General features: G+C 66.4%; 18 protein-coding genes. 10 read left to right on the forward strand and 8 right to left on the reverse strand.

Translation table 11 applies throughout. The features are described from left to right. The first annotated feature begins 5 nt into the window (after positions 1-5). From EH199_RS13425 to EH199_RS13445, 5 genes are all read left to right on the forward strand, one after another. Positions 6-842 carry a 4-(cytidine 5'-diphospho)-2-C-methyl-D-erythritol kinase gene (locus EH199_RS13425; protein WP_124809803.1) on the forward strand — a complete coding sequence of 279 codons (837 nt, stop codon included), beginning with the start codon at positions 6-8 and terminating at the stop codon, positions 840-842. Next, entirely contained in the window at positions 839-1,561 is a 723-nt protein-coding gene (locus EH199_RS13430; protein ID WP_124809804.1) for an N-formylglutamate amidohydrolase, read from the forward strand. The genes EH199_RS13425 and EH199_RS13430 overlap by 4 nt, the downstream gene beginning before the upstream one ends. A gap of 121 nt (positions 1,562-1,682) precedes the next feature. Then, the gene (gene ilvD, locus EH199_RS13435; protein ID WP_124809805.1) at positions 1,683-3,548 is read left to right on the forward strand and encodes a dihydroxy-acid dehydratase; all 1,866 of its coding nucleotides are present in this window, start codon (positions 1,683-1,685) and stop codon (positions 3,546-3,548) included. A 36-nt stretch (positions 3,549-3,584) separates the two neighbouring features. Then, positions 3,585-4,994, forward strand: a complete 1,410-nt coding sequence (locus EH199_RS13440; RefSeq protein ID WP_124809806.1) for an NAD(P)H-hydrate dehydratase — start codon at positions 3,585-3,587, stop codon at positions 4,992-4,994. Continuing rightward, complete coding sequence (locus EH199_RS13445) at positions 4,991-6,196, forward strand: class I SAM-dependent RNA methyltransferase (protein WP_124809807.1); 1,206 nt, start codon at positions 4,991-4,993, stop codon at positions 6,194-6,196. Before EH199_RS13440 ends, EH199_RS13445 begins: the two co-directional genes overlap by 4 nt. Before the next feature lie 4 nt (positions 6,197-6,200). Here the strand turns inward: EH199_RS13445 and EH199_RS13450 are convergent, their stop codons facing one another. The 5 genes from EH199_RS13450 to EH199_RS13470 form a co-directional block, all read right to left on the reverse strand. Continuing rightward, positions 6,201-6,629, reverse strand: a complete 429-nt coding sequence (locus tag EH199_RS13450) for an MAPEG family protein (RefSeq protein WP_124809808.1) — start codon at positions 6,627-6,629, stop codon at positions 6,201-6,203. Between the two features lie 31 nt (positions 6,630-6,660). Beyond that, on the reverse strand, positions 6,661-7,089 hold the full coding sequence (locus EH199_RS13455; protein ID WP_124809809.1) for an MAPEG family protein: 429 nt from the start codon (positions 7,087-7,089) through the stop codon (positions 6,661-6,663). 91 nt (positions 7,090-7,180) lie between these two features. Beyond that, positions 7,181-7,846, reverse strand: coding sequence for a class I SAM-dependent methyltransferase (locus EH199_RS13460; RefSeq protein ID WP_124809810.1), 666 nt, complete (start codon positions 7,844-7,846; stop codon positions 7,181-7,183). Beyond that, the gene (locus tag EH199_RS13465) at positions 7,843-9,060 is read right to left on the reverse strand and encodes a DUF3419 family protein (protein WP_124809811.1); all 1,218 of its coding nucleotides are present in this window, start codon (positions 9,058-9,060) and stop codon (positions 7,843-7,845) included. Before EH199_RS13465 ends, EH199_RS13460 begins: the two co-directional genes overlap by 4 nt. 78 nt (positions 9,061-9,138) lie before the next feature. Beyond that, positions 9,139-10,140, reverse strand: a complete 1,002-nt coding sequence (locus EH199_RS13470; RefSeq protein WP_124809812.1) for a threonine/serine dehydratase — start codon at positions 10,138-10,140, stop codon at positions 9,139-9,141. A 75-nt stretch (positions 10,141-10,215) separates the two neighbouring features. Between EH199_RS13470 and EH199_RS13475 the strand changes: the two genes are divergently transcribed. The 5 genes from EH199_RS13475 to EH199_RS13495 all read left to right on the forward strand — a co-directional run bounded on the left by EH199_RS13475 (position 10,216) and on the right by EH199_RS13495 (position 15,669). Further along, positions 10,216-11,427, forward strand: coding sequence for a saccharopine dehydrogenase family protein (locus EH199_RS13475; protein WP_124809813.1), 1,212 nt, complete (start codon positions 10,216-10,218; stop codon positions 11,425-11,427). Continuing rightward, the gene (locus EH199_RS13480; RefSeq protein ID WP_124809814.1) at positions 11,427-11,789 is read left to right on the forward strand and encodes a hypothetical protein; all 363 of its coding nucleotides are present in this window, start codon (positions 11,427-11,429) and stop codon (positions 11,787-11,789) included. The genes EH199_RS13475 and EH199_RS13480 overlap by 1 nt, the downstream gene beginning before the upstream one ends. 10 nt (positions 11,790-11,799) lie before the next feature. Beyond that, complete coding sequence (locus tag EH199_RS13485; protein ID WP_124809815.1) at positions 11,800-12,993, forward strand: carboxynorspermidine decarboxylase; 1,194 nt, start codon at positions 11,800-11,802, stop codon at positions 12,991-12,993. 70 nt (positions 12,994-13,063) lie between these two features. Continuing rightward, positions 13,064-14,290 carry a serine hydrolase gene (locus EH199_RS13490; RefSeq protein ID WP_124809816.1) on the forward strand — a complete coding sequence of 409 codons (1,227 nt, stop codon included), beginning with the start codon at positions 13,064-13,066 and terminating at the stop codon, positions 14,288-14,290. Between the two features lie 173 nt (positions 14,291-14,463). After that, a complete protein-coding gene (locus tag EH199_RS13495; protein WP_124809817.1) occupies positions 14,464-15,669 on the forward strand; it encodes a type III PLP-dependent enzyme in 1,206 nt (401 codons plus the stop codon). Between the two features lie 168 nt (positions 15,670-15,837). Here EH199_RS13495 and EH199_RS13500 read toward each other — a convergent pair whose 3' ends face one another. The 3 genes from EH199_RS13500 to EH199_RS13510 form a co-directional block, all read right to left on the reverse strand. Then, complete coding sequence (locus EH199_RS13500; protein WP_124809818.1) at positions 15,838-18,750, reverse strand: TonB-dependent siderophore receptor; 2,913 nt, start codon at positions 18,748-18,750, stop codon at positions 15,838-15,840. 195 nt (positions 18,751-18,945) lie between these two features. Further along, the gene (locus EH199_RS13505; RefSeq protein ID WP_223806660.1) at positions 18,946-20,085 is read right to left on the reverse strand and encodes a diguanylate cyclase; all 1,140 of its coding nucleotides are present in this window, start codon (positions 20,083-20,085) and stop codon (positions 18,946-18,948) included. Between the two features lie 137 nt (positions 20,086-20,222). Beyond that, a complete protein-coding gene (locus tag EH199_RS13510) occupies positions 20,223-20,924 on the reverse strand; it encodes a GcrA family cell cycle regulator (RefSeq protein ID WP_124809820.1) in 702 nt (233 codons plus the stop codon). Between the last annotated feature and the right edge of the window lie 129 nt (positions 20,925-21,053).

A 21,053-nucleotide genomic window follows, 5' to 3' on the forward strand; every position in this document is an offset into this window, starting at 1 on the left:
GGAGGATGAATCCCGCCCCCGCCTTTCGCGAAACCGCCTACGCCAAGCTCAACCTCGCGCTCCACGTGCGGCGGCGGCGGGTTGATGGTTATCACGAACTGGAGACGCTGTTCGCCTTCGTGGACGCGGGCGACGAACTGACCGCCGAACCGGCTGACACTTTCTCGCTCACGATCACCGGTCCGTTCGCCGATGGGCTGTCAAACGGCGATGACAACCTCGTCCTGCGCGCCGCACGGATGCTTGCCGACCGCAACGGCATCCGGGGCGGCGCGGCATTCACGCTGGAAAAGCGCTTGCCCATCGCCGCCGGGATCGGCGGTGGATCGGCGGACGCGGCGGCAGCCCTGCGCCTGCTCTCGCGTATGTGGGGGCTGGGGCCAGACCATGTGCGCCCTTCCGATGTAGCGGCAGACCTCGGCGCCGATGTGCCCGCCTGCGTCGCCTCGCAAACCGTGCATGGCGAAGGCGTGGGTGAGAAGCTGACGCCCATCGACGGCAGCGCGCTGGAAGGATTGCCCGTGCTTCTGGTCAATCCGCGCGTTGCCTGCCCCACCGGCCCGGTCTTTTTCGCGTGGGACGGCATCGACCGGGGCGCGCTGGACGTCGCCAACTGGGCTGATGCGCGCAACGATCTGGAAATGCCGGCCGTGGCGTTGCACCCGCAGATTGCCGACGTGCTGGCCGCGCTTCAGGCAACCGGCCCGCGTCTTGCCCGCATGTCCGGCTCGGGCGCGACCTGCTTTGCGCTGTTCGAAACCAGCACTGCGCGCGATGCGGCCGCGCGATCGATTGCAGCCAGCCAGACCGGTTGGTGGACTTTGGCGGGAGCCTTGCGATGACCGGCGCCTTCCGTCTTCTCGGCACGCCGCGTTTCGGCGGGATCATGGTGGTATCGGACCATGCCTCCAACCGCGTGCCCGATGATATCGACCTCGGCATCGATCGCGCGCTGCTCGACCAGCACATCGCGGTGGACATCGGCGTCGCCGGGATTGCCGAACGCATGGTGGAGCGGCCGGGCATCGCCGCGTTCCTCGGCAATGTCAGCCGGCTGGTGTGCGATTTCAACCGCGAGGAACACGCGCCCGCCGTCATTCCGATCGCCAGCGACGGGCACGCCATTCCCGGCAACGCGCTGGACCACGCGGGGCACGAGGCGCGGCTGGCGCGGTTCTTCCGGCCCTATCACGCGGCGCTGGCCGATACGCTGGATGCCGCGCCCGCCGCGCTGATCCTGTCGCTGCACAGCTTCACGCCACGGCTGGCAACCAGCGACGAACCGCGACCATGGCAGATCGGCGTACTCTACAACGAGGATGATCGCGCTGCGCGCATCGCGATTCCGCTGCTGGAGGCCGAAGGGCTGATCGTGGGCGATCAGGAGCCCTATTCCGGCCGCCTGCTCAATGCCACGATGAACCGCCACGCCGAAGCGGAAGGCCGGCCCTATCTGGGCGTGGAAGTGCGGCAGGATCAGGTTGGCACGGCGGAAGGGCAGGCGCGCTGGGCCGATCTGCTGGCGCGTGTCGCCAATCAGGTTGCGCTTGAAATCAGCTAGGGATTCCGGGCCTCGCCGCGCCGGGCGGCCTTGAAAATTATCCTTCGACTGGCCCTCTCGCGTGGAGTAGGGGGCGGGTTTGAGCCTGTGATTTTCGAGTCAGTTGCCGGAGTTCCTACCCATGCCAGCCTATCGTTCGCGCACGTCCACCCATGGTCGCAACATGGCGGGGGCCCGGGGGCTGTGGCGCGCGACGGGCATGAAGGACAGCGATTTCGGCAAGCCGATCATCGCGGTGGTGAACAGCTTCACCCAGTTCGTGCCGGGCCACGTCCATCTCAAGGATCTGGGCCAGCTCGTCGCCCGCGAGATCGAGGCGGCGGGCGGCGTCGCCAAGGAATTCAACACCATTGCGGTGGATGACGGCATCGCCATGGGCCACGATGGCATGCTCTATTCGCTGCCCAGCCGCGATCTGATCGCCGACAGCGTGGAATACATGGTCAATGCCCATTGCGCCGACGCGATGGTCTGCATTTCCAACTGCGACAAGATCACGCCGGGCATGCTGATGGCGGCGATGCGGATCAACATCCCGGTCGTGTTCGTTTCGGGCGGGCCGATGGAAGCCGGCAAGGTGGTGCTGCGCGGCAAGGAACACGCGCTGGACCTGATCGACGCCATGGTCGCCGCCGCCGACGAATCCTACACCGACGAGGAAGTGCAGACCATCGAACGGTCCGCCTGCCCCACCTGCGGTTCGTGCTCGGGCATGTTCACCGCCAATTCGATGAACTGCCTGACCGAGGCGCTGGGCTTGTCGCTGCCGGGCAACGGATCGACGCTGGCGACCCACGCCGATCGCGAACGCCTGTTCCGCGAAGCCGGGCGCCTGGTGGTGGACTTGTGCAAGCGGTACTACGAGGACGAGGACGAGACCGCGCTGCCGCGCGCGATTGCCAGCTTCGCCGCGTTCGAGAACGCGATGAGCCTCGACATCGCGATGGGCGGTTCGACCAACACCGTGCTGCACCTGCTGGCCGCCGCGCAGGAAGCGGGCGTCGATTTCACCATGACGGACATCGATCGCCTCTCGCGCCGGGTGCCCTGCCTGTCGAAAGTCGCGCCGGCGAAGGCCGATGTTCACATGGAGGACGTCCACCGTGCCGGTGGTATCTTCGCGATCCTGGGCGAGCTTGACCGGGCGGGACTGCTGAACACCGACCTGCCGACCGTCCACAGCCGCACGCTGGGCGATGCGCTCAACCAGTGGGACATCGCGCGCACCAACGCGCCTTCGGTGCAGGAATTCTTCAAGGCCGCGCCCGGTGGCGTGCCCACGCAGACCGCGTTCAGCCAGAACCGCCGCTGGGATTCGCTCGATCTGGATCGCGAGAGCGGCGTGATCCGGTCGGCCGAACACGCCTTCAGCAAGGACGGCGGGCTGGCGGTGTTGACCGGCAATATCGCGCTCGACGGCTGCATCGTGAAGACGGCGGGCGTCGATGAATCGATCCTGAAGTTCTCCGGCCCGGCGGTGGTGTTCGAAAGCCAGGACGCGGCCGTGACCGGTATCCTGACCGGGCAGGTCAAGGCCGGTGATGTCGTGGTGATCCGCTACGAAGGGCCGAAGGGCGGGCCGGGCATGCAGGAAATGCTCTATCCCACCAGCTACATCAAATCGAAGGGGCTGGGCAAAGCCTGCGCGCTGATCACCGACGGGCGCTTTTCCGGCGGCACGTCGGGCCTGTCGATCGGCCATGTCTCGCCCGAAGCGGCCGAAGGCGGCGCGATCGGGCTGGTGCGCAACGGCGATCGCATCGACATCGATATCCCTGCGCGCACGATCAGCCTGGCGGTGTCGGACGCGGAACTGGCGGCGCGGCGCGCGGAGATGGAAGCGACGGGCGATGCCGCGTGGAAGCCGCTGAAGCCGCGTGCGCGCAAGGTTTCGGTGGCGCTGCAGGCCTATGCCGCGATGACCACCAGCGCCGCGAAAGGCGCGGTGCGCGACATTTCGCAGCTCAAGCCTGCCCCGCGCGGCTGAGCGCGCCGGCAGGGTTGAAGGGGGGCGGGGCCAACCATGCCGCAACACCGTGCATCCGTTCTGAGACAGGTGCTCACCGTCGCGCAGATGCGCGCGGCCGAGGAAGCGCTGATCGCCACTGGCACCAGCGTGGAAGCGCTGATGGAAGTGGCCGGGCGCGGGGCGGGCGAATATGTTCGCCGGATCGCGGCGGGCCGTCCGGTGACAGTGCTGTGCGGACCGGGCAACAACGGTGGCGACGGCTATGTCATCGCGCGCCATTTGCAGGAGCATGGCACCCCGGTCACCGTGATCGCCGCGCGCGATCCGGGAACGGACGCCGCGCGCAACGCGCGTGGCCTGTTTACCGGCATGGTGCTGGGGCCGGACGCGGCCGTGCATGGCGAGGTATTTGTCGATTGCCTGTTCGGCAGCGGCCTGACGCGCGCGCTGCCCGACGATCTTCTTGCGTTGTTGCAGCGTCTGGCGGCGGCGCATCACGTCCGGATCACGGTCGATCTGCCCAGCGGGGTCGAGAGCGACAGCGGCCGGCCGCTCAACGAGGGGCTGCCGAACTGGGACGTGACCGTGGCGCTGGGCGCATGGAAGCACGCGCATTTTGCGATGCCCGCGGCGGCGACGATGGGGCATTTGCGGCTGGTCGATATCGGCGTGGCGGCGGTGCCGGGCGCGGCCGCGGTGCTGGACAAGCCCGCGTTTCGCGCGCCGCCCGCCGATTCCCACAAGTACCGGCGCGGCCTGCTGGCCATCGTGGCGGGCGAGATGCCCGGCGCGCCTCTGCTGTCGGCGGAAGCGGCGCTGCGGGCGGGCGCCGGCTATGTGCGCCTGCTGGCCGATTGGCGGCCCGACGGGGTGCCGCCCGAACTGGTCTGCGCGGAAGACGTTGCCACGGGCATCGCCGATGAACGCATCGCGGCGTTGCTGATCGGGCCGGGGCTGGGCCGGGGGCAGACCGCCCGCGCGCGTTTGAGCGCGGTGGTTTCGCGCGGATTGCCCACGGTGATCGATGCCGATGCGCTGATGCTGCTGGGGCCGGACCTGCCCTTGTGCGCGGCGTGCGTACTGACGCCGCACGAGGGCGAGATGGCCGCGCTGGAACGGACCTTCGGCTTATCGGGCGCGGCCCTTCGGCGAGACCGCGCCGGGGCGCTGGCGCACGCGAGTGGCGCCGTGGTGCTGCTCAAGGGACCGGACAGCCTCATTGCGGCCCCCGATGGCTCGGTTACGCTTGCGCCGCGCGCGTCGAGCTGGCTGGCGGTGGCCGGATCGGGTGACGTGCTCGCCGGGATGATCGCGAGCCGGCTGGCCACGCATGGCGATGCCGTGCGCGCCGCGCAGGAGGGGCTGTGGCTTCATGGCGAGGCGGCGCGGCTGACCGGCCCCGCCTTTACCGCGCTCGATCTGGCCCGCGCGACGCGGCTGGCGGTGCGGGCGGCGATCGCATGACCGGCCCGGCCTTGATCGTCCGCGTCGCCGCGAAAGGCGAAGGCGCCACCGCCGACGGACGCTATGTGGCGCTGGCCGCTCCGGGCGACGTGCTGGAGGCCGATGGCACGCTGACGCGGGGGCCGGAGCATGTCGATCCGGCCTGCCGCCACTTTCCCGCGTGCGGTGGCTGCCAGTTGCAGCACCTCTCCGAAAAGGCGTTGGTGGACTACGTGCAGGATCGCGTCGCCGGCGCGGCGCGGGGTCAGGGGCTTGAGCCGGATGTGGTTCTGCCCGCGCACCTTTCGCCGCCGCACACGCGCCGCCGCGCCACGCTGCACGCGCAAGCCATCGGCCGGCGCGTGGTGCTGGGGTTCCGCGAACAGGGATCGCACCGGATCGTGGACATGCGCGAATGCGCGGTGCTGGCACCGCAACTGTTCGCGCTGGTGGCGCCGTTGCGCAAGCTGCTCGAAGGCTGGAACGATCGCAAGCTCGCGGTCGATATCGAACTGGCGCTGGCCGATCAGGGCGTTGCGGTGGGGTTGCAGGGCCTGGTCGCCGAAGGTCTGCGCCAGACCGAAGCGCTGCTGGATTTCGCGCGCGACAATGGCCTTGCGCGCCTCACGCTCGATTCCGGTTATGGCGCGGAGACGGCCTGGGAGCCGGAGCCGGTTACCATCACGCTGGGCGGAACCCCGGTCGCGCTGCCGCCGGGCGGCTTCCTTCAAGCCACGCAGGATGGGGAAGCCGCGCTGGCGTCGGCTGCGCGCGCATGGCTGGCCGATGCGCCGACGGTGGCCGATCTCTTTTCCGGGTTGGGGACCTTCGCCTTCGCCCTTGCCGGGCCGGGCACCAAGGTTTTGGCCGTCGAAGCCGCGCGCGATGCGCACCTGGCCTGCCAGTCCGCCGCGCGGATGAACGGGCGGCCGGTCCATGCCTTGCACCGCGATCTGTTCCGCAACCCGCTGCGCGCCGAGGAACTCGATCGCTTCGGCGCGGTGCTGCTTGATCCGCCGCGTGCCGGCGCGCGGGAGCAGGTGGCGCAGATCGCCGAAAGCCGCGTGCCGCGCGTGGTCTATGTCAGTTGCAACCCGGCAAGCTGGGCGCGCGATGCGGCCACGCTGATCGCCGGGGGATACAGGCTGGCCGAACTGCGCCCGGTGGGCCAGTTCCGCTGGTCGACTCACGTCGAACTGGCCAGCCTGTTCCTCAAGGGTTGAGCGGTCAGAACACCGCCAGCGCGGCGTGGACGACCAGCGCCATCAGCACGAACGTCGACAGCGCGAACAGCGCAAACCGTACCAGCACGCGGTTGACCGTTGCCTGCACAAGGCTGTGTACCACGCGCAGGCCGGCATAGCTCCAGCCCAGCGTGGCGTTCAGGCCATCGCCGTGGCCGGTGATCGCCAGCACCAGCGCCACCGCGTAGAACACGGTCGGTGCTTCGTGCAGGTGATTGTAGTTGTGGGCGATCCATTGGATGTTGGGGGGCAGAACGGCATCGAGATCCTTGCCGGTGCCGCCAACGAGGTTGGCGCTGTCGATTTTCGCGGCGTTCATCGCCGGGATGCGTTTGGCGTACATCCACAGCCACATCACCATGGTCCACGCCGCCAGCAGCACCACCGGTTTCAGGATGGTCATTCCGATCATTGGCATTCTCCCCCTCTTTTGAATTTGCGTGTCAGATGACGACGGTTGCCAGCACGGCCCGGACCGCAAGGCCGATCAGGCAGAACGTGGAAAGGCTGAACAGCATGAAGCGCACCGGAACCCGGTTGACCGTCGCCTGCCACAGCGAATGCACCACGCGCAGGCCGACATAGCCCCAGGCCAGCCCCACATCGATCCGGTCGGCCCCAGCGATCGCCAGGATCGCCACCACCGCGTAGAACAGCGTCGGCTGTTCCATCAGGTGCGTGTAGTTGTGCGATTTCCAGTTTACCACCGGCGGCAGCACGCCTTCCAGATCCTGCCCGCGTCCGCCCGGCTTGGCATTGGCCATGCCGCCGATCCGCGACAGCGCGGGCAGGCGCGTGGCCGCGGCCCATCCGAGCATGATCAGCGACCACGCCACCAGAACGGCGGCCGGCGCCAGCATCGCCTGTTGCATCGTTGTCCTCTCCACCCTTTGCTGGAGGGAAGACTGTGGACAGTGGGATCGATTGTCAAATGCAACCGGTATGCGGCGTCAGTCCGTGGCGTCAGTCCGTGTCTGGCCGGCGCAGCGTGACGATGCGGTAGTAACCCAGCGGTCCGCGCCGGGAGCGCACCGTAAGGCCGCGCGCGTGGGCCACGGCTTCGGCGGATTCCACCAGATCGAGCCGGGGCGTGACATGGAAACGGGCCAGCCAGCCGTTGAGCACGGCGCGTAAGGGGCGGGGGAGGCCCTCCAGATCGGCGAAGTCGACGATATGGAGCTTGCCGCCCGGCGCCAGCACGCGCGCTGCCTGATCGATCGCCGCACGCCAGTCGGGGATCATCGACAGCGCGAAGGAAATCATCACATGATCGAACTGGCCGATGCCGAACAGGGTGGCCGGATCGAAGTCGGTCGCATCACCCAGCGCCAGCCGCGCATCGGTGCCAAGCCGGGCTTGCGCCGTTTCCAGCATCTGCGTGGATATGTCGAAACCGTGCAGCCGCACCCACGGCCAGCGCGATCCGATCCGGTCCAGATTGCGCCCGGTGCCGCAACCGACTTCCAGCACGCTTTGCCCCGGTGTGCAGCCCATCCCGTCGATCAGCGTATCGCGGCCGAACAGGTAGTATTTGCGCGTCGCGTCATAGATGTGGCGCTGGCGGCGATAGATCGAATCCATCAACGCGCCATGCGATTCCGTGGCCGGGCGGGTGAGTATCGTGCTCATGCCAGTTCGTAGAGGTGGACGCCGCCGTAGATCGACGAGCGATCGCGCGTGGTCAGATCAAGCGACAGGGCATCGTGATAGCGCCAGCGCGCCAGCAGCGCGTCATCGACACGGCCCGGCAGCAGGCTGGGTGCCGCGGCGGTGCGGAACAGCACGCGCGCGCCGGGGCGGGCGGTGCGGGTGATTTCTTGCCACAGCGCGTTGAGCTGGCCGTCCGTCATCCAGTCCTGCGCGTCGAGCAGCACGTAGCGATCGAGCGAGGCCGCGTCCTGCTGCGCCAGGTGTTCGGTCATGTTGGCGTGGCGCACCGTCACCCGTTCGGCGCGCTGGCGCACGGCGTTCCAGTTCGCTTCCTGCAGGTAGGGTGGCAACGGACATTCCGGCGCCTTGCCGTACCCGCGCGAAAAGGCCTGCCAGGCGAAATAGTTGTCGTTGATGGCGAAGCCGCAGGCCAGCTTTTCCAGCCGCTGGCGCAACACCGCCGCCATCGGTTGGTCGCCGGCCAGCGCATCGAACTGCGCCGGGGGAATACCAAGGCCGAACAGCGAGGCCGGCTGGTCGGTCAGCCAACGCACGAAACGGCGGTCGAACACCGGGGCCAGCTTTTCCTCGAACACGCGGCGTTGCTCCTCCAGCGTCGGCGCGGCGAGGATTTCCGAAAGGTCGATGCGGTACAGCTTCGCCAGAAGGTGCGCCACGCCGATGAAGTTGCCGAGCAGCCCGCGCTTGTAGATGCCTTTGCTGAAGCCGCCGATGCGGCGGCGTCCAGTCAGGTCGCGGCCTTCCCAGTAGCGGCGGCTGACATCGTCGAGGTGCGGGGCCACCCATTCGCGGTAGGCGGCGATGTTGGCGCGGCTATCGGCATCGGCGAAGAAGCGGCGGAACAGCGCGTGGCTGGGCAGGTGCCGGGCCGAGGCGAGCTTGAGCCGGTTGAGTGCGATATGCGCGGTGTTGAGATCGACGGCGGTGATCGCCTGCGGATCGGCAACGAGATAGGACAGCACGTTGCAGCCGCCGCTGGCGATGGCGACCATCCGGCTGTCGGGGCGAATCTGCAGCGCCTCCATGTCCACTTCGGGATCTTCCCAGATCTGGGCATAGACGAGGCCCCGAAACGCGAGGGCAAACGTGTGATCCAGCAGGCGGTTGGCCACTCCCGAACCTTTGCGGACCACCGAACGGGTAATCGGATGAGCGCGCGCTCTCTCCAGCATTGCGAAACCTCGGACATCGCCAATGGATGACGCGCGATTAGGCTTCGGACGTTGCGGTATTGTGGCAGAAGGTCCGGTTCAGCCGGATGAGGCGATCACCTGCAGGAAAGAGGCGGGATCGACGTTTCCGCCCGACAGCAGCACGGCGGTGCGCCCGTCGGCCGGCACCTTGTCCGCCAGCACGGCCGCCAGCGCCGCTGCGCCGCCCGGCTCGATCACCAGTCGCAGTTTGGTGAACGCCAGGCGTTGCGCGGCGCGCACCTCGGACTCGCTCACGGTCACGCCCTTCAGCCCGCGCGCCGTCATCACCTCGAAATTCACGGGGAAGGTCACCGGGGTCTGCAAGGCGTCGCAGGCGGTTGGCGGCGGGTTGGCGTCAAGCGGCAGTATATGCCCCGCCGCCAGGCTGCGCGTCACGTCGTCCCAGCCTTCCGGCTCCACCGGTACGATTTCCGCATCGGGGCAGGCGAGGGCGAGGCCGGCAGTCAGCCCGCCGCCACCGCAAGGACAGACGATCCGCGTGGGCGCGCCGCCGGCCCGCGCTTCCATCTGCGCCGCCAGTTCGATGCCCGCCGAACCCTGCCCTTCGATCACCCAGGGATCGCCATAGGCATGGACCAGCACGGCCCCGGTCTTGGCGCAGAGATCGGCGGCGATGGCATCGCGCGATTCGCGCATCCGTTCGTAGAGCACGATCTGCGCGCCTAATGCCCGCGTCGCTTCCAGCTTCACCCCCGGCGCGTCGGACGGCATCACGATCGTGGCCGCCACGCCCAGCCTGCGCGCGGCCCAGGCCACGCCCTGCGCGTGGTTACCGCTCGATACCGCCACCACGCCGCGTGTGCGCTCCTCCGGTGTCAGATCGCTCATCCGGTGCCACGCACCGCGGATTTTGAACGCGCCGACGGGTTGCAGGCTCTCTACCTTGCACCAGATTGTCACACCGTTGACATCCAGCGACAGCAACGGGGTTTGTGGCAGGATGTCCGCGATCTTCGCGCTCGCTCGCCGCACGCCATCGCGGGTGGGGCGGCGGACGGAAGCGGGGTCTGAGGAAGAAGGAGGACTTGGGTTTGTCATTCCTATCCCCTAAAGGCGCTTGCCATGAATGTCCCGCGCCGTGCCGCGCGGCGGTTGAAAATGTTTGGAGAACCCATGGCTAAAGTACTCGTCATCGGCGCAGGCGGCGTCGGCTCGGTCGCGGTCCACAAGATGGCGATGAACCCGGATATCTTTGGCGAAGTGGTTCTCGCCAGCCGCATCAAGAGCAAGTGCGATGCGATCGCCGCTTCGGTGAAGCAGCGTACCGGGCGCGACGTGGCGACCTACCAGATCGATGCCGACGACGTGGCCGCGACGACCGCGCTGATCCGGGAGGTCAAGCCCGCCCTCGTCGTCAACCTCGCGCTGCCGTATCAGGACCTGGCGATCATGGACGCCTGCCTTGCCGCCGGCGTCAACTATATGGACACCGCCAACTACGAACCGCGCGAGGAAGCGAAGTTCGAATACAAGTGGCAGTGGGCCTATCAGGAAAAGTTCAAGGCCGCGGGCCTGATGGCGCTGCTGGGCTCGGGCTTCGATCCGGGCGTGACCAGCGCATTCGCGATGTGGCTCAAGAAGCACAAGCTCAAGACCATCCGCACGCTCGACATTCTCGATTGCAACGGCGGCGATCATGGCCAGCACTTCGCCACCAACTTCAACCCGGAAATCAACATCCGCGAAGTGACCGCGCCGGCGCGCCACTGGGAGAACGGCGACTGGGTGGAAACCCCGGCGATGTCGGTGAAGCAGACCTTCGATTTCGAGGCGGTCGGCCCGAAGAACATGTACCTGATGTACCACGAGGAGCTGGAAAGCCTGGCGAAGTTCATTCCGGAAATGGAGCGCGCGCGCTTCTGGATGACCTTCGGCGATGCCTATATCACGCACCTCACCGTGCTGCAGAACGTGGGCATGACGCGGATCGACCCGGTGATCTACGAAGGCAAGGAGATCATCCCGCTCCAGTTCCTGAAGGCCGTGCTGCCCGAACCGTCGAGCCTTGGTTCCACGACCAAGGGCAAGACCAACATCGGCGACATCGCCACGGGCGAGGCGCTGGACGGTTCGGGCGAGAAGACCTTCTACATCTACAACATCTGCGACCACGAGGACGCCTATGCCGAAACCGGCAACCAGGCGGTCAGCTACACCACCGGCGTGCCGGCGATGATCGGCGCCGCGCTGATGGTGCAGGGCGTGTGGAAGGGCGAGGGCGTGTTCAACATGGAACAGTTCGATCCCGATCCCTACATGGACATGCTGAACAAGCACGGCCTGCCCTGGCAGGTGAAGGAACTCGAAGGACCGCTGGCATTTTGATGCGCCGCCTGCTGATCAGCCTTGTCGCCTGCCAGGCGCTGGTGGCCTGCGCGCCGGCCAAGACGCCGACGGCGTCTTCCGCACCCGTGGCGCAATCCGGCCCGTCGTGCGCGGCAAGTGGCGGGTTCCTGGAACGGCGCGGGCGCATGGGGGCGGAACTGTGCGTCCATCGCTATGCCGATGCGGGCAAGGCCTGCCATGATAAGGCCGATTGCCAGGGACGCTGCATTGCGGATCGCGAGGGCGGACTGCCCGCCGCCGGTGAACCTGCTTCGGGGAAGTGCCAAGCCGATGACCGGCTGTTCGGCTGCTTCGCCGAAGTGCGGGACGGCAAGGCGCAGCCCGGCCTCTGCATCGACTGAAGGACTGCCCATGGAAACCAGAGCCGGTGATCCGGGCGCGTTCGCCCATTTTGACCTGTCGCGCGTCGATAGCCCCGCGTTCGTCGTGGACGCGGCCCGGCTGCGCGCCAATCTGGCGGTGCTGGCCGACGTGCGCGACCGGGCGGGGATCAAGGTTCTGGCGGCGCTCAAGGCGTTTTCGATGTGGCGCGTCGCGCCCATCGTCGGCCAGTACCTCGACGGTGTCTGCACCTCCGGCCTGTGGGAAGCGAAGCTGGCGGACGAGCACTACAGCGGCGAGATCGCGACCTATTGCGCGGCCTACAAGGCGGAGGACCTGCCCGAGATCCTGCGCCTGTCCGACCATGTGATCTTCAATTCGCCGGGCCAGCATGCGCGCTTCTCCGGCGAGCTTGCCGCCGCTCGAAGCGCTGGCGAGCGCTTCGACGTGGCCTTGCGCATCAACCCGCTCCACGCCGAAGGCGAAGTGCCGCGCTACGATCCATGCGCGCCGCATTCGCGCCTGGGCTTCCCGGTCGATCAACTGACCGACGCGCTCATGGAAGGCGTGACCGGGCTGCACTTCCATTCGCTGTGCGAGCAGGACTTCGAACCGCTGCAGCGGACCTGGGAAGCACTCAAGCCGCGCATCGAGCGGTTCTTCCCGCGCCTTGAATGGCTGAACTTCGGTGGCGGCCACCACATCACCCGCGCCGATTACCAGCGCGACGATCTGGTGGCGTTCCTGCAGCAGGTGAAGGCCGAAACCGGGTGTGAAATCTATCTCGAACCGGGCGAGGCGGTGGCACTGGATGCCGGAATCCTCGTGGGCACCGTGCTTGATACCCACTGGAACGGGATGCCGATCGCCATCACCGATATTTCCGCGACCTGCCACATGCCCGACGTGCTGGAAGCGCCCTACCGCCCCGCCATGCTGGGCGAGCGGCCAACGGACGAATACGAAGGCGGGGAAGGAGAGGCCGTGCGTCTGGGCGGTCCTTCGTGCCTTGCCGGCGACGTGATCGGCGATTTCTGCCTGCCGGTGCGGGCCGAACCCGGCGCGCGCTTCGCGTTTCTCGATCAGGCGCATTACTCGATGGTCAAGACCACGACGTTCAACGGCGTGCCGCTGCCATCGATCTGGCTGTGGGACAGCGAAACCGACGCGCTCGAATGCGTGCGGCGCTTCGCCTACGAGGATTTTCGCGACAGGCTTTCCTGATCGGCGGGGCTGGCCTGAACGGGCACCCTGGGGCATGTTCCTTTCCGAAAACGAAAACGGAGAGGGTTGAATGCCGGACAAGCTGCTCGATGCGATCACCAGCGATCCCATGACGATGGGCTGGATGCAGGGTTCGCCCCCTGCGCCGGACAAGCGCCTGTTGGCCGCGCGCGCCGATCACATGCGCTTTCCGACCACGCGCTGGGCGTTTTCCCATATGCGCGAATTCACGCCGACCGCGCGCGTTGCCGGCGCGGGCGGAACGCCGCTGCCCCGCGCCGTCGATGATGATCTGGACGGGGTGCGCTTCGCGCCGCTGGGGCGCGAGGGAACGATCACGATCGGAGAGGCGCTGCTGGAGGCCTTCACCGATGGCATCCTCGTGCTCCATCGCGGCCGGGTGGTGTTCGAACGCTGGTTCGGCGTGACCGGACCGGAAACGCGCCACATCGCCTTTTCCATGACAAAGAGCTTCGTCGGTACGCTGGCCGAGATGCTGATCGAGGAGGGCCGACTTGATCCCGCCGCTCCCGCGCTGGACTATGTGCCGGAACTGGCCGGCAGCGGCTTTGCCGATGCCACGGTGCGGCAGATCCTGGACATGACGACCGCGATCGATTTTTCCGAGGATTATGCCGATCCTTCCTCGGGCATCGGCGCGCTCAGTGCTGCGCTGGCGCTCACGCCCCGCCCCGCGGGCTACGCCGGCCCCTCGTGCCTGCCCGATTTCCTGCCCACCATCCGCAAGGCGGGGCAGCACGGCGAGGCGTTCGTCTATCGCACCGCCAACACCGATGTCCTCGCCTGGATCATCGCCCGGATCGAGGGCCGGCGCCTGCATGAAACGCTGTCGGAACGCCTGTGGCGGCCGCTGGGCTTGCCGGGCGACGCGGACATGCTGCTGGACCCGGTGGGGACGCCGTTCGCCGGGGGAGGGCTCAACCTGCGGCTGGAAGACCTGGCACGGTTCGGGGAGGCAATCCGCACCGGCGGGGCGGGCGTGATCCCGCCAGCCGTGATCGCGCGCATCCGCGCAGGGGGCGATCCGACGAAGTTCGACCTCGCCGGGCGTTACCCCGAATTGCCGGGTTGGAGCTATCGCAGCCAGTGGTGGATCAGCCACGACGAACACGGCTGTTTCTCGGCGCGGGGCATCCATGGGCAGACGTTGTGGATCGACCCGGAGGCGGAGATGGTGATCGCACGATTCGCCTCGCACCCCGTGGCCGCGAACAGCGCCAACGCCGCCGTTTCGCTGCCCGCCTGGCGCGCGCTTGCGCAGGCGCTGAAACCCTGAAAACACTGGATTCCGGCAGCTTGTGTTTCAGTTCAGTGACAAGGATTTGAAGCGCGAAGATTTTCACTTGAAGTTCACAACGGTAGCCTTATGTACCCCCTCTCGCTGCCCCATGGGGACTTCCAAACCGCAAGGCAGCTTTGTTCAACTGTTCCGTTTGGGGGTCCCTTGAGTTGCACATCTATCCTGACGCACTGGCTGTAGTTGGCGCCTCGGCGCCTGACCAACCCGCCATTCTGAATCGCCCGCACGCCGCTGCGCGCGCTGCCCGCTTCTTTGTCGAGAAGTTTCCGGGCAAGTCGCTCTATGCGGTGAAGGCGAATCCTTCGCCCGAGCTGCTGCGCGTGCTGTGGGATACCGGCGTGACGCACTATGACGTTGCCTCGATCACCGAGGCACGGCTGGTGCGCACGACGCTGCCCGAAGCCACGCTGTGCTTCATGCATCCGGTCAAGGCACCCGGCGCGATCCGCGAGGCTTATCGCGATCATGGCGTGCGCGTGTTCAGCCTCGATTCGCTCGAGGAACTGGAGAAGATCAAGGCGGCCACGGCTGACGACGCCGGTAACGCGGCCGAAGACCTCACGCTGTGCGTGCGGCTGCGCGTGTCGTCGGAATATTCGGAACTGAGCCTTGCCTCGAAGTTCGGTTGTGATCTGGCCGATGCGGCGGAATTGCTCCAGGCCACGCGCCAGGCGGCGGATTCGCTGGGCGTGTGCTTCCACGTGGGCAGCCAGGCGATGAGCCCCCATGCCTATGTGCAGGCTTTGGAAAAGGCGCGCGCGGCGATCGTCGATGCCTCGGTCCTCGTCGATATCATCGACGTGGGCGGCGGTTTCCCGTCGATCTATCCGGGCATGGAGCCGCCGCCGCTGGAGGACTACTTCGGCGTGATCGACCGCACGTATGAATCGCTGCCGGTGTCCTATTCGGCCGAACTGTGGTGCGAGCCGGGCCGGGCGCTCTGCGCGGAATACAACTCGATGATCGTGCGCGTCGAAAAGCGCCGCGGAGACGAGCTGTACATCAACGATGGCGCCTATGGCGCGCTGTTCGATGCCGCGCATGTCGGCTGGCGCTTTCCGGTGAAGCTGCTGCGCGAAGAGGCTTCGGACGAATTCGTGCCGTTCAGCTTCTATGGCCCGACTTGCGACGACATGGACCACATGGACGGTCCGTTCGAACTGCCGGCGGATATCAAGGCGGGCGACTACATCGAGATCGGTATGCTCGGGGCTTATGGCGCGGCGATGAAGACCGCGTTTAACGGCTTCGGCGCGACCGAGGTGTTCGAGGTGTCGGACGAACCGATGGCCAGCCAGTATCGTGGCGACCGGCGCGATCCGCGCGTTTCGGACAACGTCGTCTCGCTGCGCTGATACCGTTCCGCAGCCGCGGACCGAAAAGAAAAGGCCCCGCCGATGGCGGGGCCTTTTTCGTTTGCCGCCCGTGACAGGCCGGATGCGGGGAGCGGCCCCTGCAGTTTGGCAAGGCCGCCCGGGAAGGATGCCCTGCGTGGTGCAGGGCATCCTCCTCCCCGGACATGGTCAGAACTTCACGCGCGCGCCGGCATAGAACGACGTGCCGATGTCCTCGGTCGGATAGAGGATTGATCCGAGGTCAGGCTTCTGGTTGAACAGGTTGCTGATCCCGCCGTAGAACTGGAAGTTCTTCTGCACATCGACGCTGGCGTAGATGTTATGAACGGCGCGCGGCTTGAAATACTTGTATTCCGGCGCGACGTAGTTGGGGTTGTTTGCCTGCTGCACCAGCGTGTAGCGCAGCGTCTTGTCCCACCAAGACATGTTGTAGTTGAACGCGAAGCGGCCCGTGGAATAGGTCGCGCTCGCATAGAGCTGGTACTTGGGCGAGTAATAGTAAGCCTGTCCACGCTCGTCGGTCGGCTCGGCGCCCGGCGTGCCGATGGTGCTCAGCTTGTTGAGATAGCTGCCGATCAGCTTCAGCTCGAACGCGCCGATCTTCTTCACCGCGAAGCGGTAATTCAGGTTCACGTCGAGGCCGGAAGTGCGGAAATTCGCGACGTTCTGGGGCTGCAGCGTGAAGTCGTCGATCAGGCCGGTGCCGCTGGCGCGATGGATCGCGGAGCAGAACTGGTTGTTGATCGTCGGCTGGTCGACGCACAGTTCGGCAAGCTGCTGCGCTTCGACCGTGTTGATCGCTTGCTTCAGCTTGATGTCGTACCAGTCGAACGACACCTGCAGGCCCGGCACGAAGCGCGGAGTCAGCACGACACCGGCCGTCCACGTCCGCGCGACTTCAGCACGCAGGCCCGAGTTGCCACCCTGCGTTCCCGCGATGTTGGTCGATCGCGTATCATCGAACGCGGCGATCTGCGCCGGCGTCAGCCCGGCTTGCGACAGGATAGCCTGGCAGTTGGCCGCGCGGCTTGACGTGCCCGCCGAACGGTTGGCGACGATGCAGGGATCATCGAAGAACGCGAAAGTCTGCGATGATGCGCCGTAGAGTTCCGAGATGTTCGGCGCGCGAACGGCTTGCGAGATGGTACCGCGGAAGCGGATGTCGCGCACCGGTGCCCAGTTGCCGTCGAACTTCCAGGTGGTGGTGTGCCCGATCGACGAATAGTCCGACAGGCGCACCGCCGCGCTGAAATCGAGCGTCTGGAAGAAGGGCCGGTCCTTGAACACCGGAACATCGATTTCCGCGAAGCCTTCCTTCACGTCGAACGATCCGCGGCTGGGGTTCAGCACGTTCGAGAACGTCAGGCCCTGCACTTCCAGCGGATCGGGGTCGAAGCGCGAGCTTTCCTTGCGGTATTCGCCGCCCAGCACGAAGCCGACCGGGCCGCCCGGAAGCGAGAAGAAGCTGCGCGTATCGCCACTGACGAAGCCGTTCACCACATGCTGCGTGATGCGCGAATGCTCGGTGGTATTGGCGTGGATGAAATCCAGCGCGGCCTGCGAGGACTTGCCTTCGCCGAACAGGTTGAACGGTACGCATGCGCCGGGCTTGAACGTGATGGCCGGCGCCGCCGTAGGATCGAGATTGACCCGGCAGGTGATCTTGCCGGTGCCGTCGTCCACGGCATCGATCGCGGCCATGAACCGGTCGGTGTACCGATCGTTGACGTAATGGTTGGTAACGTTGGTCTGCCCGAAGACATAGCTGACTTCGTAGTGCAGGCTTTCGTTCAGATCGCCCCGCGCGCCGACCACGGTCCGCCAGGTTTCGCGCTTGATGCTTTCGCCGCGCTGGCCAAGGTCGAAATTGTCGCGCGTGACGAGCACGCCGCCGTTTGCCGGATCGATCGCCGACTTGATCGCGGCCGGGATGTAGGGGTTGTCCTCCGGCACGAACAGGTAATAGTCGAACGTAGGCTGGGCCAGCGAATAGGCCTTGACGTTGGCGTACTTGACCTCGCCGAACAGTTGCAGCTTGTCGGACACGTCGAAGTGGCCGAGCAGGTTGACGACGTGGCGGTTGGTGGAAGGGCGCAGGTCGTTGCGATAGTCGGAAACCAGCGTGTCGTCGCTGCCGACCGAATAGCCGCCGGGAATTGCGGTTCCGAGATTGTAGGGCCGTCCATCGCCGTTGAAGTCGGGAACGCCATCGAAATCGACATCCACCGCCCCGCCGCGGGCGGTCCACTGATAGCGGACATCCTTCATTGGTATGCGGGAGTAGGAGCCAGGCTGGCCCGCCACGTAGTTGGGATTGCGCACGAAGCTCACGGCATCCGTGCCGCTCAGTTCGGGCCGCTGTCGGGAATTCAGCCGATCCTCTCCGCCATATTCGTAGGCGATCGAGATATTGCCACGTCCGCCCGCGAAATTGTGGCCAGCCGTGATGCCGATCAGCCTGTTTCCGGCATCGCCGTATTTGCTGATGCCGGCCTGCGCGCGCGCGGTGATGCCCTCGAAGTTCTTCTTGAGCACGAAGTTGACCACGCCGGTGACGCCATCGGCGCCATAGACGGCGGAAGCGCCGCCGGTGAGCACGTCGATCCGATCGATCAGGTCTTCGGGAATGGTGTTAATGTCTACCGCCTGCGAACCTTCGAGGCCCGAGACATGGCGGCGGCCGTCAACCAGCACCAGCGTGCGATCGACACCCAGATTGCGCAAGTTGAGCAGGTTGAGACCGGTCGTGCCGATGCCGGCGCGATCGCCCGAGTTGTCGCGCGACGTCGACGAGCCAACCAGCGCGGGCAGGCCGGTGAGGAAGTCGGTGAGGTTGGTGGTGCCGGACTGCTGCAGGAGTTGCGAGCCGAGCGATACGGTAGGGCTGGCGGTCGCGTAGTCCGTCGTGCGGCGCAGGCGCGATCCGGTCACCACGATTTCCGGCTGGGCCGCTTCGGTTGCACCGTTTTCGGCCGCCGTCTGTGGCGCCTCCTGCGCAAACGCGGCAGCGGGAGCCAGCAAGGCGGCAGCAATGGCGGACCGGGCCAGTCCACTGGCCAGGGCGTTGAGATGGGTTTTCATGGTTGCCTCTGAAACTTTGGATATATGATTTTGCTGGGAAAGACGGCAATTTTGCAACGCAAAAGACCGTTGCGCGTGAAGCTCGTGGCAACCTGTTGCAAACGCGAGACACAATTTGATGTTAACCAGACACGATTTGGCACAAAGATGCCGTCGCCGTTGAACGCCCCTTGTCCTTCCGGCTGAAGCCGATCGTCAGGCCGCGGCTTCGAACCCGTGGCCGCCGCCGCGCGCGATGACGATCTGGTTGCGACCGCTTTCCTTGGCGACATAGAGCGCTTCGTCGGCTGCCTTCAGCGCCGCGCTCTTGTCGGCGTAGGAGAACAGGTCCGCCAAGCCGGCGGAGAAGGTCACGCTGCCGAAGGGCAGGTCGGTAACGCGGTTGACGAGCCGGCGCTGCGCGATTTCCTCACGCGTCGCGTCGAGTTTCCTGAAGGCCTTTTCCACCGTGATGCCGCGGAACAGCACCGCGAATTCCTCGCCGCCGTGCCGCGCGACATAGCAGCGCGCATCCGAAATCTTGTCGAGCGATTCCGCGACGAACTTCAGCACGCGATCTCCGGCCGGGTGGCCGTGTACGTCGTTTATCCGCTTGAAGTGGTCGATGTCGCAGAAGGCGATGGCCAGCGCCTCGCCGGATGCCAGCGCTTCGCGATATTCGCGCTCCAGGAGATGTTCGAACGCGCGGCGATTGGGCAGGCCGGTCAAGTGGTCGTGATTGGCCACCTGGCGCGTTTCGTCCAGCGTCCGCTGCAGTTCGCGCGTGCGCTGTTCGCTTTCGCTCAGCTGCTTCTCGATCTGGTGCGTGCGGTCGATCATCGCTTCGGTCAGCTTCGCCAGGCGCGAGATGACGGCGTTGGTTTCGCTCGCTTCCTCGAGTTCGTCAAAGTGCTCGCGCAGGGCGCTATTGTATTCGCTGGTCGCCGACCGCGCGCCCGCCGTTGTCTCACCCAGCTCGTCGAGGCTCCGCTCGAGACGGTTCATCAGCGAGGTGAGCACTTCGGTGCTCTTGTCGTTGTCGTGCTCGCGCGCGACTTCTTCCAGCCAGCGCAGGTTCACCAGCTGACCGGCTTCGGTGCGTTCGAGGATCAATTGCGCCAGGCGGGGGCTCGCGCCCGTGACGCAGTCATAGGCGACGCCCAGCGTGAACGGCAGGACATCGAGATCATGATCGATCAGGAAATCGGTGATCTTGCCCAGCATTCGCCGCTTGGCGGGCAGCCAGACTTCCTGCGGGGTCGGATCGCGATAGAAGTGCGCCGCGCCTTCTTCCGGGTGCGATCCGGTCGAGGAAGCATCAGCATGCTCTTCATGGGCAAGGCCAAGCCAGGCCAACCATCGCGCCTTACGGGGGAAGCTGGGGTCATGATCGGTCATGCCCCACAGGACGGCGGGATCGCGCTATAGTTAATCCCTCCGATGCGGATTTCCCTGATTCCGCCACCGCATCGGAAGAATGCGGTTCCTGAAGGTTAGCGCACCCGCGGACCGCCGAATGGCATGGGCGGCGGCGGACGGCGATGCCCACGCGGAAGCTGCGCCTGATAGGCGCGTCCGCAATGCTCGACGCAATAGGGGAAGCCGGGGTTCACTTTCTCGCCACAGAAATGGAAATCGGGCTCGCCCGGATGGCCCATTGGCCAGCGGCAGATGCGATCGTTCAGGTCGAGCAGGCTGGTCTTTTCCGCCACTTCGGGGCTGGGGCGGGCGGGAACGAGCCGGCGGGGCGGGGCCGGCGGAATCGGGGCCTGCTGATCGCCAGGGCCCTGGCGCAGGAAGCCTCCGGGGCCGACCGACACGATCCGTGGTTGGGGAGCGGCGGGAGCTGCAGGCGCGTCTGGCGTGGCACCGGCGGGCGCGGCTGGCGCAGGACGCGGAGCCGGAGCGGCTGCGGCGACGGGAGCGCTGGGCGGAGCGACGGCAGCGGGGCGCGGCGCCGGCGCGGCGGCACGCGGTTCGGCCGATGCCGGGCGGACGACCTTGGGCGTCGAAGGAGCCTCGGCCTTTTCATTCGCCTTCACCGGCGACGGCCGCGCCTTCAGCCCCAGGCGATGGGCCTTGCCGATCACGGCATTGCGGCTGACGCCACCGAGTTCCTCGGCGATCTGGCTGGCGGTTGCGCCGCCTTCCCACATCTTCGTCAGCTTCTCGATCCGCTCTTCGGTCCAGCTCATGCCCGTGCCAATCCTTCGTATAAAACCTTGCGCGATCCGCGTTTCCGCCATCGGCGCCCAATCGTGTTCTCCAACGCGGGGACGCCCCCGTGCCAGCTTTGTCACGCCGTTGCCGCCAGCCCTTGTCAG

Source organism: Novosphingobium sp. LASN5T (assembly GCF_003856955.1).
Taxonomy (GTDB): domain Bacteria; phylum Pseudomonadota; class Alphaproteobacteria; order Sphingomonadales; family Sphingomonadaceae; genus Novosphingobium.

Bases quoted from the DNA above. Each gene is read 5' to 3' on its own strand.
- EH199_RS13425 (WP_124809803.1), top strand. From the start codon at position 6: ATGAATCCCGCCCCCGCCTTTCGCGAAACCGCCTACGCCAAGCTCAAC.
- EH199_RS13430 (WP_124809804.1), top strand. From the start codon at position 839: ATGACCGGCGCCTTCCGTCTTCTCGGCACGCCGCGTTTCGGCGGGATC.
- ilvD (WP_124809805.1), top strand. From the start codon at position 1,683: ATGCCAGCCTATCGTTCGCGCACGTCCACCCATGGTCGCAACATGGCG.
- EH199_RS13440 (WP_124809806.1), top strand. From the start codon at position 3,585: ATGCCGCAACACCGTGCATCCGTTCTGAGACAGGTGCTCACCGTCGCG.
- EH199_RS13445 (WP_124809807.1), top strand. From the start codon at position 4,991: ATGACCGGCCCGGCCTTGATCGTCCGCGTCGCCGCGAAAGGCGAAGGC.
- EH199_RS13450 (WP_124809808.1), bottom strand. From the start codon at position 6,629: ATGATCGGAATGACCATCCTGAAACCGGTGGTGCTGCTGGCGGCGTGG.
- EH199_RS13455 (WP_124809809.1), bottom strand. From the start codon at position 7,089: ATGCAACAGGCGATGCTGGCGCCGGCCGCCGTTCTGGTGGCGTGGTCG.
- EH199_RS13460 (WP_124809810.1), bottom strand. From the start codon at position 7,846: ATGAGCACGATACTCACCCGCCCGGCCACGGAATCGCATGGCGCGTTG.
- EH199_RS13465 (WP_124809811.1), bottom strand. From the start codon at position 9,060: ATGCTGGAGAGAGCGCGCGCTCATCCGATTACCCGTTCGGTGGTCCGC.
- EH199_RS13470 (WP_124809812.1), bottom strand. From the start codon at position 10,140: ATGACAAACCCAAGTCCTCCTTCTTCCTCAGACCCCGCTTCCGTCCGC.
- EH199_RS13475 (WP_124809813.1), top strand. From the start codon at position 10,216: ATGGCTAAAGTACTCGTCATCGGCGCAGGCGGCGTCGGCTCGGTCGCG.
- EH199_RS13480 (WP_124809814.1), top strand. From the start codon at position 11,427: ATGCGCCGCCTGCTGATCAGCCTTGTCGCCTGCCAGGCGCTGGTGGCC.
- EH199_RS13485 (WP_124809815.1), top strand. From the start codon at position 11,800: ATGGAAACCAGAGCCGGTGATCCGGGCGCGTTCGCCCATTTTGACCTG.
- EH199_RS13490 (WP_124809816.1), top strand. From the start codon at position 13,064: ATGCCGGACAAGCTGCTCGATGCGATCACCAGCGATCCCATGACGATG.
- EH199_RS13500 (WP_124809818.1), bottom strand. From the start codon at position 18,750: ATGAAAACCCATCTCAACGCCCTGGCCAGTGGACTGGCCCGGTCCGCC.
- EH199_RS13510 (WP_124809820.1), bottom strand. From the start codon at position 20,924: ATGAGCTGGACCGAAGAGCGGATCGAGAAGCTGACGAAGATGTGGGAA.